Raw genomic sequence first — 12,200 nt, forward strand, 5'->3', positions numbered from 1 at the left:
ATGGCAGACACAAGAGACAAGGTTGGCAGGGCCGGCGTTTTTCTGGCTGGAGGGGTATTTAAAACCGCTGTATATATCTTTATTATCGTATTTCTGATCTGGGTTGGAAAATCAGCATATCAGTTTGGCTACGATGTGTTTAACCAGCAGGCTATGAGCCCGGGAGAGGGACAGCAGGTCACGGTAGTCATAAAAGAAGGTGCTTCTGCATATAAAGTAGGCAAGACACTGGAGCAGAAGGGTCTTATCAAGGATGCGCTTGCATTTACCATACAGGAAAGAATGTCCGCATATCACGGACAGATCAAAGCAGGTACATACCTTCTCAGTACAGCTTATACACCGACCAGGATCATTGCAGTGCTGTCAGGAGAAGAGAGCAAGGAAGGATCGAACAGCCAGTGATCGTAGAAGAACGCATGCAGACCTATATCAATTCACTGGATATGGGGAATACTCCATTTCTGCAGGAGTTGGAGACAAAGGCACTTGCAGACCGGGTGCCGATCATCCGGAGAGATATGCAGAGCTTTATGAGGATGCTTCTGGCACTGAAACAACCGAAGCGCATTTTGGAGGTGGGGACTGCCGTAGGCTTCTCCACACTTCTTATGTGTGAGTATGGGCCGGAAGATATGGAAATTGTTACCATAGAGAATTATGAAAAAAGAATTCCTGTCGCAAAGGATAATTTCAGGCGCGCAGGAAGAGAGTCACAGATCACGCTTCTGGAGGGAGATGCCGGAGAGATCCTGAAGAATCTTACCGGAACCTTTGATATGATCTTCATGGACGCAGCCAAGGGCCAGTATATCCACTGGCTTCCTGACGTGCTGAGACTGATGAAAGAGGGAAGCGTGCTGGTATCTGACAACGTGCTGCAGGAAGGGGATATTATTGAATCTCATTATCTTGTGGAACGGCGTAACCGTACAATCTATAAAAGAATGAGAGAATATCTCTGGCAGCTGACTCACAGTCCGGTGCTTCGTACATCGGTGCTTCCTCTTGGAGACGGAGCGGCTGTAAGTGTAAAAACAGGAGAACAGGTTTATGAAACGACCAGAACTATTGGTTCCGGCGAGCAGCCTTGAGGTTTTAAAGGTTGCCGTCATATATGGTGCAGATGCTGTTTACATCGGCGGAGAAGCTTTTGGACTTCGTGCAAAGGCTAAGAATTTTTCAAAAGAAGATATGTGTGAGGGAATCGCATTTGCCCATTCCCATGGTGTAAAGGTTTATGTGACAGTAAACATCCTGGCGCATAACCGTGATCTTGAGGGTGTAAGGGAATATCTTCAGGAACTGAAGGAGATCGGACCGGATGCACTGATCATCGCAGATCCGGGAATCTTTATGTATGCAAAGGAAATCTGCCCGGAGATTGAGCGTCACATCAGTACACAGGCAAATAATACCAATTATGAGACTTACCGTTTCTGGTATAACCTTGGTGCCAAACGTGTGGTAAGTGCAAGAGAGCTTTCTCTGGAAGAGATCCGGGAGATCCGGGCACATATTCCGGAGGATATGGAGATTGAAACGTTTATCCACGGCGCCATGTGCATTTCCTATTCCGGAAGATGTCTTCTCAGTAACTTTATGGCAGGAAGAGATGCCAATCAGGGAGCCTGTACCCATCCCTGCAGATGGAAATATTCTGTTGTGGAGGAGAAGCGTCCGGGAGAATATATGCCGGTATTTGAAAATGAGAGAGGAACTTTTATTTTTAATTCCAAGGATCTCTGTATGGTAGAACATATGGAAGATATCCTTACAAGCGGTATTGACAGCCTGAAGATCGAAGGACGTATGAAAACAGCTCTTTATGTGGCAACAGTGGCAAGAACCTACCGCAAAGCCATTGACGACTGTATGGAAAGTCCGGAAAAATATCATGCAAATATGCCATGGTATCAGGAGCAGATCTCAAACTGTACCTACCGTCAGTTTACCACCGGATTTTTCTACGGAAAGCCGGATGAGAATACCCAGATCTATGACAGCAACACATATGTAAGAGAATACACATATCTTGGATTTGCAGAAGAGATCGATGAGAGAGGTCTGGCAAGACTGACACAGAGAAACAAGTTTTCTGTAGGAGAGACCATTGAGATCATGAAACCGGACGGAAGGAATATTCCGGTCACAGTGGAAGCCATTTATAATGAAGAGGGCGAAGCTATGGCGAGTGCACCACATGCTCAGCAGAGGATCTATGTGAAACTGACTGAGATGCCGGAGGTATTTGATATTCTCCGAAGAGGTGAATGATCCGAAAGGGTGGATAAGAGAGGAAAGGGGAGAACGAAAAGAACGTTCTCCCCTTTACTGATTTTCAGGAAAAAGAGTACGGAGTTTTCGAAGAGCGTTCTTTTCGATACGGGATACATAGGAGCGGCTGATGGAGAGATTTTCAGCAATCTCTCGCTGGGTCAGTGGCTCCTGGCCATTCAAACCGTAGCGGCAGCAGATCACCTGGTATTCCTTTGGGGAGAGTACTGTCCGGATATAACGGAGAAGATAGGAAATGCTGTCCCTTTTGAAACAATCATCCACAACATCAACGGGTGGACTTTCAATGATATCGAGAAGGCTGATCTCGTTGCCTTCTCGGTCTGTGCCGATGGGTTCATAGAGAGAAACTTCTCTGGAACGTTTCCTGCGGGCACGGAACATCATGAGAAGCTCATTGTCAATGCACCGTGCAGCATAAGTGGAAAGCTTGGAAGTCCGGCTGGGATCAAAGGTGGAAATGGCTTTGATCAGACCTATGGTGCCTATGGAGATCAGATCATCCGGATCCTCGTCACATCCCTGATATTTTTTTGCAACATGTGCTACGAGGCGGAGATTGTGTTCGATAAGGATATTTTTTGCTTTCGGATCGCCCCTTTGGAGCTGTAGAAGATAGAACTGCTCTTCCGCAAAAGAAAGCGGTTTCAGAAAGGTTTTCAAGGGTTCACCTCAAAGGGGATTTCCTTATAGCTTATGAGCCGGACGTGCTTTTCGTGCTTTTCCAACAGAAACTTTATAAAAAGGACAGAGGCGAACACCTGTTGCGCCACATTCTGATCTGGTGTATAATCATAAAATACGAGTGACAACAATCAGTGTATATTGATGAGGAGTATATATTTTGAAAAAGAGGATAGAACAGCTTCTTAACGGAAAATTTATTTATGAACAGCCTGAGCTTCTGTTTTCACAGGACCGTATTTTCGCTACGCTGAAGGCAGGAGAGACTACAAAGGATGAGATTTATTTCGGTACCGATGACAACCGCAGGATCAGTGGCTTTGTGACTTCATCTGACCGGAGACTGGTGCCGGGATTTGACCGCTTTTCCGGAACCACAGTGCGCATGCCTTATGGGGTAGATGCAGAGGGAATGAGGCCGGGAGAGAGCTTTGAAGGCTGGCTGTGTTTTACTACCAGTATCGGAGAATATAAGCTGCCGTTCACTGTACAGGTACAGACGGAAGAGGTGAAGAGTGCAGGCAGAAAGGTATCTTCTCTGGAAGAATTTCTGCACATTGTAAAGGAAGATTTCCATGAGGCTTACCGGATCTTTACAGAACGACATTTTTCCCTGATCCTGAGTGATCAGAGTGAGAAGATCCGTTCTCTTTATGCAGGAATGTCACAGCAGCCGGTGACCTATCAGCATCTGGAGGAATTTCTGATCGCAGCCGGTGCCAAGGAAAAGGTGACATTGAGTCTGAACAGAGAAGAGGCCGGTTTTTATGATGTCAGTGAATCTGTTCAGGAATCCCTTTATATCCACAGGAGCGGATGGGGACACCTGCGGGCAGATATTGAGGTAAACGGGGATTTTCTGGAGGCAGGTAAGCATGTGGTCACAGAAGAGGATTTTATCGGAAGTACCTGTGAAATAAACTATGTGATCCGCCAGGAAAAACTGGGAAAAGGAAATCAGTACGGCGAGATCATTGTAAAAACCCCATACCAGAAACTGATATATCACGTTCTTGCATCCAGAGGAACTGAGAGTGCCGTGAACCTGGATCTTCTGGAAAAACAGTACCGGATATCTCTGATGAAGGAATACCTGGGATATCTCTGTAAAAGAACAGATTTTCAGGCCTGGACAGCCTCTACTCATGAGAAGCTTGACCGTATGGGCGAAAACGGACTGAAATATCCGGAATATCAGCTTCTGGAAGCCTATCTTCTTCATCTGGAAGGAGAAGATGACCAGGCTTCAGAAATCCTTGAGCGTTATCAGAATAAATCCTTTCATCACAATGAACTGGAACTGGCAGGGATTTATCTGTATCTGTGTACACAGACCGGGCTGTACCGGGATAAGGAACAGGCCCTCCGCAAGGTACAGAATTTCCAGATGCAGAAGGAAGACAGCTTTATCCTTCTGAAACTGGTATTTGAAATGGATCATACGCTTTCTCCGTCAAAAAAGATCTTTCTGATGGAGGAACTTTTTGAGCGGGGATGTACAAGTCCTTTTCTGTATCTGGAAGCATGGAACCGTATTTGTGCAGATATGTCTCTGCTGCATCGAATCAATGGGTTCTGGGCCCAGGTATTCCTTTTTGCAGGAAAAGAACAGATGCTGACGGAAGAGCTGGTCATGCGCCTGGCATATCTTTCCGGTTATGAGAAAGCTTTTAACGAAAGTCTGTACCGTGCTATGGCCATGGGATGTGAAGCCTTTCCGTCGGATGATACCGTGGAAGCTATCTGTAAATATATTATGAAGGGAAATCCAAGAAAACCGGAATATTTTCAGTGGTTTTCCGCTGCCGTGGACCGCGGGATCCGGATCACACGGCTGTATGAATATTATGTGGAAACACTGGATACTTCTTATCGGAGAGTCCTGCCGAAACCGCTTTTGATGTATTTTACCTATAACAACAATACTCTCGGTGATTCCAAGCGTGCCTATCTGTATGCATGCATCATTGCAGGGAAGGAACGTGATCCACAGACATACGAAAGTTATCGTGAAAGCATGGAGGAATTTGCTTTCCGTAAGTTACGGGAAGGCCGGATGAATGAAAATTATGCCGCTGTTTATCAGGAATTCATGCGGGAACCATCGGACAGCGAAAAAGCGCAGGTGATCGCCTCCAGAATGTTTACCTGCCGGCTGTATACGGATGATCCGAAGGTTCGCAGTGTGATCGTCCGTCACAGACAGATGAAACAGGAAGAAATCTATCCGTGTATCCATGGGATCGCTTACCCAAGGATTTGCAGCGAAGATGCGGCCGTTGTATTTCAGGATGAAAAACAGAGACGTTATGCTACTACGGTAGATTATAATCTGACACCACTTTTTGATGATCGTGAGATGGTTCCGGCAGTGTTGGAAAAAGGGGCGGATGAACCGGCTGTGCTTTTGTATTACTGTCAGGGTCAGGAGATCAGTCGTAAGAATCTGGGAATTTTTCAGAAACTGGTCCTTTCACCGGCGTTTACCGATGAATATAAGAGGCTGATCCGCAAAAAGATCCTGGATTATTATCGGGATCACGTGCAGGGAGAAGATCTGGATGCCTGTCTGGAGATGATGGATTATCGGGAATATGCCATGGTCGACCGGAAAACCCTTCTGGAGATCCTGATCCAGCGGGGACTGTTTCCGCAGGCTATGAGCGTGGTGGAAGCATTTGGATTTGAAGGAGTAGAGGAGCGTGCGCTTCTGAAGCTGGTAAGCCGTATGATCATCCGCTGTGACTGTGCGGAAGACGAAGAGCTGATCGCACTTTCCTCTCATGTATACCGACAGGGAATCTATGATGAAGTGATCCTCATGTATCTGATGAAATTCCGGTTTGGACCTGTGGATGAACTTCTGGATATCTGGAAAAGTGCCTGTGGGTTTGAGATGGATACCTATAATCTGGAGGAGAGGATTCTTTCTCTTCTGATGTTTAACTGGGATTATCGGCCAGAGGGTGAGGATATCCTGAAAGCATATATCCGCCATTCCGGAAAAGAGAGTGTGATCGGTGCGTATCTGACTCTGATGTCTTACGGAATGTTTGTAAAAGAAATGCCGGAGATGCCTGGACTTAAGGAGTATCTGAAAAATCGCAGAGAAAAGGAGTGGCCCGGAGACCGGATCTGTGACCTGACCCTTCTGAAACTGCTTTCCGAAGAAAAAACTTCTGATGAAGAAAATCTGGAAATGGAGGAAAAAATCCTCTCTTCCTGTGTAAAGGAAGGAATGCTATTTGAGTTTTTCCGGAATCTGGATCAGAATATCCTGCGACTGTATCAGCTGGATGATAAGACTTTTGTAGAGTATCATACTTCACCGGAGGCTTCGGTCACACTGTATTATTCCCTGGATACAGGTCTTGGAACTGTACCGGACTATAAAAGTGAACCGCTCAAAAATATCTATGAGGGAATTTTTGCCAGAGCATTTACATTGTTTTATGGAGAGACCCTGCGATATTATTTCCAGACAGAAGATGAAACTGGTGTACACAAAACGGAAGAAAAAATACTGACCATGAACCAGAGTAATGACCAGGCATCCAGCAAATATCAGCTGATCAATCAGATACTCTGTGCAAGGAAACTGGAGAAAGACACGGAAGTGAAGGAGAAGCTGGCACAGTATGTCCGGCAGGAACAGTACGTTAATGAAATGTTTGTCATAGAGAAGGAACCGGAAAGATGAATGAAATTCGTGACTTGATCATAGGAATTGATATTGGAAAAGAATACACACAGATCTGTTATTATGACAGAAAAGCAGAAGAAGCCCGTTCTCTTTCCATGAAGGTAGGAGCCAGTCAGTACGAAGCTCCGGGCTGCATCTGCTATCGTACCGATCACGGTGATTACTGCGTAGGCCTGGAAGCAGAGTATTTTGCCAGGGAAAAGGGCGGAATCATGATCGGAAATATTTATGATATCTGTCAGAAGGAAGAAAAGATCCAGGTGGCAGGAGAGGAAAAAGAGCCGGCAGAGCTTCTGGCACATTTTCTAAGGGGAATCCTGAAATTTCTGGGAATCCAGGATATCGTAAAGAATACCCGGTGCCTTTGTATCACATCGCCGGAGCTTAGTACACTTCAGGTACGGAATTATCAGAAGGCCTGCAGCCTTGCAGGTTTTTCCCGTGAGAAATATATGCTTATGGACTATGGCGAGAGCTTTTATTATTATGCGCTGGGACAGAAACGGGAAACCTGGAATCGAAGTGTAGGCTGGTATGCCTTTGCAGGCGATACGGTAACCTTCCGGAAGCTGACCATCAACGGCTCTTCCAGACCGGTGCTTGTAAAACTGGAGGATCCGGTCAGTACAAAGCTTGAACCGGAAGAAGAGATCCGTGATGTGGAATTTTACCGTTTTATCAGTAAAACTCTCGGAAAAGAGCTCTTCTCCAGTGTGCAGATCACGGGAGAAGGATTTGACCAGCAGTGGGCACAGCAGTCTGTAAAGCTCCTGTGTCATCAGGGACGGAAGGTTTTTTACGGAAACAATCTTTTTGCAAAGGGAGCCTGCATAGCCGGTAAGGACAAGCTGGAGGATAAAAAACTCAAAGGTTACCGCTATTTAAGCGATTCGCTGGTGGCTGCGGACGTAGGAATGGATATGCGGGTGATGGGCTCTCCGGCTTACTATCCGCTGATCGAAAGCGGCAGCAACTGGTATGAATGCAGTGCATCCTGCGAGCTGATCCTGGATGATACCAGTGAACTGGTATTTGTGGTAAGTATTCCGGAAGAAACCGAGAAGAAACGTGTGGCCATGGCACTTGAGGGTCTGCCAAAGCGGCCTAATCGGACTTCAAGGCTTTCCCTCACGCTGAAATACGTATCGCCGAGAGACTGTGAGATCACAGTAGAGGATCTGGGCTTTGGCGAAATGTATCCTTCCAGTGGGAAGATCTGGAGGGAACTGGTACGATGGGATGAGCAGGAAGAAAGGAAGCAGGCATGAGCGGATATATTTTATGTCAGGTAAAAAAGGCAGAGAAGCCGTTTTATATCGAAAATATCAGTACCAATATCTATTCTATAGAAGAACTCTGCTATTATCTTTATAACAATCTTTATCTTGTGGACAGCTCATTGATCAGCAGTAAGCTCTGTACCTGGCTAGAGGAAGAACTGGAGCTTCCGAAGCTTGCGGCCAAGCTGAAACCTTATATTGGAAGAGAGGCCGGACTTGAAGAAGTACTGTATCCGATATTTAAAGAGATCAATTATCTGGCTTATGAAGAGCTTAAGACCTTAAACGGGCGCATTGAAGCCAGAAAACGTGAACCTGAAGAAATACGGGAGAAACGCAAAGGTGATGCGCTGATGGAGAATCGGATGTATGTGAATGCACTCCGTGTTTATCAGAAGCTTCTGGAGCATGGCGGGAAAGAAATCACCGGAGAGATGCGTGAAAGGATCCTGCATAATCAGGGATGCGCATACAGTTACCTGTTCCAGATGGATAAAGCGCTGGATTGTTTTTGGAAAGCATGGAAGGAGAATCATTCAGAGAAAGCGATGAAGGTTTATCTTCTGGCCTACCGCAGTGTTCACAGTGAAGAAGAATACAGGAAACGACAGGAAGATCTGAAGACAGATGAAATGGTAAGGCAGGAAACTGACCAGGCTCTGAAAAGCTTTGCCGGTCTCCCGGAGCAGCATATCGCATCCGGAGAAACCGACAGGATCCTGGAGGATCTCACAAGAGAATATCACAGAAGTACCGGCTCTTAAAGCTGTTCAAGAAGTCCCAGCAGGATCTGCCGGGCTTCTTTTTTTGTATATACGGATTCTTCCTCAGACAGGGAACAGAGGTAATCATTCAGGGCCTGTCCGATACTGGTCTCTTTCAGATAGATACAGAGAAAAGTATCTTTTTCGGAAAGAAAGCAGAGAAAAACGGAATAGTCAGACAGAACTTCCAGATGGATCCCGGTTTCAGGAAGTACGGAAGGCTTCAGGATCCTGCATTTTTCATGTCCCATATCTGTGTCAAGAAGATGCTTGAGGGCTTTTTTTCGTTCTTCTTTCGGAAGAGGGGTCTGATGGTAGGAATAAGGTCCGTCAAGGAGTCCGGTACGGGCAAATTTCCGGATCCCGCTCAGTGTAAAATAATTGCAGGAAAAGGCAGCTTCTGTAAAAGAAAAGGAAGTCTGGTTCAGAACCGCTGCCAGTTGGGTATAGACCGGATCGGAAAGATCGATATCCCTGTTATCAAACAATGACTGAATAAAGCCCGGACCATAGGACATCAGTGCAAGGCAGGGATGAGATTCCAGTGCAAAATTTGTTGAGATCTTTGTCTGCATGATAGAACCAAAGATATTAAGGATCCTGTCCGGAGAATCCGACTGCAGGAAGAATTGGCTGGAATTCTCAAGAACCCGCCGGAATTCCTGTTGATATGCGTGGATCGCTTCCGGATTTTCAGTAAAAATACAGGTCATCATATCCGAGGATAACAGCAGCAGTTTTTTTTCTGTGAGTAAGAAAAAAGGAAACAGTTCATAGCTGGAAAACTCTCGGCCTGTCTGAGTATAGTAATAATATGGCTGGTAGCCCACAAAACCTGACAGGATCGGAAGGAGTGTGCAGAGAAAGGTTTCCAGATTCATGTTGTAATCCGGTGAGGCGGACGGGTTCTGGTGAAGCGGCAGGATCTGGATCACCGGTGGCAGTTTCTCATATTTGGGATAAAGATGGGAAAAAATCTGTACAAGAAGCCGGCAGTTGGCCGGAAGGTTGGTACGGATCGTTTCAGAAGAACCGGAAGACAGGATGTCCTCAAAAAGGCTCAGGACCTTCTTTTCCACATCAAGAGAAAAAGTTCCACGGTAAAAGGGAAAGGATGGAAGCCTGAGAAAACCCTCCCGGGAAATGACCTGCTGGGAGCTGATAACACCCAGAAGCTCCTGTATATATTTGCGGTTGTAATATATTTCTTTTCCGATTTTTTCTATTTTATATAATTCCATCAGTTCCCTGCGCTGGGAAGGATTGATCCGGAGGGAATCGCAGAACTGGCGCACAAAATCAATACCGGGAAGACGTTTCCCTGTGATCATACGTTGTAGCGAGGTACGGTCAAGTCCCGAAGAAGCAGATAACTGATAAACGTTTTCTCCTGTATCCTTTAGGTATTCCCGGCATTTGTTGCTGAAATCAGACATAGTAGTACTCCTTTTGGTGCTTATATGACATTATTATACGAAAACAGATCATGAATTACAATAATTTGCAAAAAAACAAGGCACAATTAGAAGCACATATTGCGCAGGTCTTTCTTTGAAAATAAAATGTTAATATCAGAAAGAGCATGAGGGAGGAAAACACGGCAATGGCAGTGATGACGATCGCGATATGTGATGAAATACGAAAGGATGCACAGAAGCTGTACAGGCAGCTTTCCACACTGGTCCCTGATGCAGAGCTCCTTCTGTATCGGACCAGAGAGAGTCTTCTGAAAGGACTGGCAGAGGGACACAAGATCTGCGATCTGATATTTCTGGGGCTGGATGGTGATCAGGGCAGGAGTCTGGAAACTGTACGGACAATGCGCCTGAAAGGACATTATATCCCGGTTGTGCTGGTGGCAGAGAATGAAAAATTCTATAAAGAAGCATTTGAAGTGTTTGCCTATAACTATCTGGTCAAACCGGTTGAAAGTGGAGAACTGGAACATGTTCTGGTACATATCCTGGAGGTATGCAGGCGTGAAGGCGGAAGAGCGCTGTATTTTCGCTACAGGAAACAGGTTTATACACTGCAGCACGATCATCTGGCATATATATCCAGTAGTCTTCACAGTGTGACATTTCATCTTACCGATGGAAAAAAGATCAGCTGCAGAGCCAGGCTGGGGGATTTTTCGGGACAGCTGTCAGACAGCAGTTTTCTGAGATGTCATCAGAGCTTTTGTATTAACATGGAGAAGGTAACTTCACTTAAGAAGAACAGTTTTGTGGTCGGACAGACGGAAATCCCAATTTCCAGAACATATCTGAAAACGGCCAGAAAGAAATACAAAGATTATCTGGCAGAGCAGAAGGTTTGCTCTTGACAGCTCCTTTTGGGTATGTTACTATAACCATACGCTTTCACGTGGTAGAGTGACCATGTGATAAAGAGATAACCGAAAAAAGGAGAATGACCATGAAGAAAAGAACAGTTGCAGTAGTAATGGCGGCAGCGATGACAATAGGAATGATGGTAACAGGAGTGAGTGTACAGGCAGGTGTTGAGGATAAGACCCTGATCGTAGGATTTGATGCTGAATATCCTCCGTTCGGATATAAGGATGATAACGGAGAATATGTAGGATTTGACCTTGACCTTGCCCAGGAAGTATGTGATAATCTTGGCTGGGAACTTGTTAAGAAGCCTATCAACTGGGATTCCAAGGATATGGAGCTGAACTCCGGAACGATCGACTGTATATGGAATGGATTTACTATCAACGGACGTGAGGATGACTATACATGGAGTGATCCATACATCAACAATGAGCAGGTGATCGTAGTTGCCAAGGATTCTGAAATTGAGAAGCTTGCGGATCTTAAGGGCAAGAACGTAGTTGTACAGGCTGCATCCGCTGCACTGGACGCATTGAACAACGATGACAATAAGGACCTGAAGGACAGCTTTGCATCTCTTACAGAGAATCCGGACTACAACACTGCATTTATGAATATTGATTCCGGAGCTGCAGACGCTGTTGCTGTTGATATTGGTGTTGCTAACTATCAGCTTTCCCAGAGAGGCAAGGATAAATATGTGATCCTTGACGAGCCGATCCAGAACGAGCAGTATGGCATCGGATTCAAGAAGGGAAATGATGAGCTGAAGGATCTCGTATGGGATGAGGTCAAGAAGCTTGACGAGTCCGGTGAGGTTGACAAGCTTGCAGATAAGTATGAACTGGATAAGAGCATGCTCTGCATCAGCGAGGACAAGGATAAGACAGAGAATTCTGATTCAGCAGAAGCTGACACAGAAGAAAGTGCAGACAGCACAGAGAAAGAAACCGATTCTGAATCCAAATGATCCGGTACAGATCCGGTACAGTAAAAGCTGTGAAGATATTTTTTAAGCTATCCAACAGCAGTAGAAATAAGAAACATAGCAGAAGCTTTTGAAGCTTCCGCATAAAAAGGAAATGAGGGTGCTTCGGCGCAGAAAGAGCTGCCGTACACGCTCATTTCCTGT

General features: G+C 45.6%; 10 protein-coding genes. 8 read left to right on the forward strand and 2 right to left on the reverse strand.

Annotated features, from left to right (window positions below; all coding sequences use genetic code 11):
* The 3 genes from EAI83_RS10775 to EAI83_RS10785 are packed head-to-tail and all read left to right on the forward strand — an operon-like array spanning position 1 to position 2,277.
* A complete protein-coding gene (locus EAI83_RS10775) occupies positions 1 to 405 on the forward strand; it encodes an endolytic transglycosylase MltG (RefSeq protein WP_015527091.1) in 405 nt (134 codons plus the stop codon).
* Positions 402 to 1,094, forward strand: coding sequence for an O-methyltransferase (locus EAI83_RS10780; protein ID WP_021652340.1), 693 nt, complete (start codon positions 402 to 404; stop codon positions 1,092 to 1,094). Before EAI83_RS10775 ends, EAI83_RS10780 begins: the two co-directional genes overlap by 4 nt.
* Positions 1,054 to 2,277: a peptidase U32 family protein gene (locus EAI83_RS10785; RefSeq protein ID WP_021652341.1), complete on the forward strand. Its 1,224-nt coding sequence runs from the start codon at positions 1,054 to 1,056 to the stop codon at positions 2,275 to 2,277. The genes EAI83_RS10780 and EAI83_RS10785 overlap by 41 nt, the downstream gene beginning before the upstream one ends.
* Positions 2,278 to 2,331: 54 nt before the next feature.
* Here EAI83_RS10785 and sigK read toward each other — a convergent pair whose 3' ends face one another.
* On the reverse strand, positions 2,332 to 2,961 hold the full coding sequence (sigK, locus tag EAI83_RS10790) for an RNA polymerase sporulation sigma factor SigK (RefSeq protein WP_021652342.1): 630 nt from the start codon (positions 2,959 to 2,961) through the stop codon (positions 2,332 to 2,334).
* A gap of 181 nt (positions 2,962 to 3,142) precedes the next feature.
* Between sigK and EAI83_RS17585 the strand changes: the two genes are divergently transcribed.
* The 3 genes from EAI83_RS17585 to EAI83_RS10805 are packed head-to-tail and all read left to right on the forward strand — an operon-like array spanning position 3,143 to position 8,729.
* Positions 3,143 to 6,682 carry a DUF5717 family protein gene (locus EAI83_RS17585; RefSeq protein WP_243113481.1) on the forward strand — a complete coding sequence of 1,180 codons (3,540 nt, stop codon included), beginning with the start codon at positions 3,143 to 3,145 and terminating at the stop codon, positions 6,680 to 6,682.
* Positions 6,679 to 7,953 (forward strand): DUF5716 family protein, encoded by a 1,275-nt coding sequence (locus EAI83_RS10800; RefSeq protein ID WP_110102495.1) that lies wholly within the window; start codon positions 6,679 to 6,681, stop codon positions 7,951 to 7,953. Before EAI83_RS17585 ends, EAI83_RS10800 begins: the two co-directional genes overlap by 4 nt.
* The gene (locus EAI83_RS10805; protein ID WP_021652345.1) at positions 7,950 to 8,729 is read left to right on the forward strand and encodes a hypothetical protein; all 780 of its coding nucleotides are present in this window, start codon (positions 7,950 to 7,952) and stop codon (positions 8,727 to 8,729) included. Before EAI83_RS10800 ends, EAI83_RS10805 begins: the two co-directional genes overlap by 4 nt.
* Here EAI83_RS10805 and EAI83_RS10810 read toward each other — a convergent pair.
* Entirely contained in the window at positions 8,726 to 10,165 is a 1,440-nt protein-coding gene (locus EAI83_RS10810) for a helix-turn-helix domain-containing protein (protein WP_129975376.1), read from the reverse strand. The two genes, EAI83_RS10805 and EAI83_RS10810, sit on opposite strands and share 4 nt — an antisense overlap.
* A 167-nt stretch (positions 10,166 to 10,332) precedes the next feature.
* Here EAI83_RS10810 and EAI83_RS10815 point away from each other — a divergent pair, with 167 nt between their 5' ends.
* A complete protein-coding gene (locus tag EAI83_RS10815; RefSeq protein WP_059085394.1) occupies positions 10,333 to 11,055 on the forward strand; it encodes a LytR/AlgR family response regulator transcription factor in 723 nt (240 codons plus the stop codon).
* 92 nt (positions 11,056 to 11,147) lie between these two features.
* On the forward strand, positions 11,148 to 12,038 hold the full coding sequence (locus EAI83_RS10820; RefSeq protein WP_110102492.1) for an amino acid ABC transporter substrate-binding protein: 891 nt from the start codon (positions 11,148 to 11,150) through the stop codon (positions 12,036 to 12,038).
* Positions 12,039 to 12,200: the final 162 nt, after the last annotated feature.

The sequence above is a fragment of the Blautia sp. aa_0143 genome, assembly GCF_004167315.1.
Taxonomy (GTDB): domain Bacteria; phylum Bacillota; class Clostridia; order Lachnospirales; family Lachnospiraceae; genus Blautia_A; species Blautia_A fusiformis.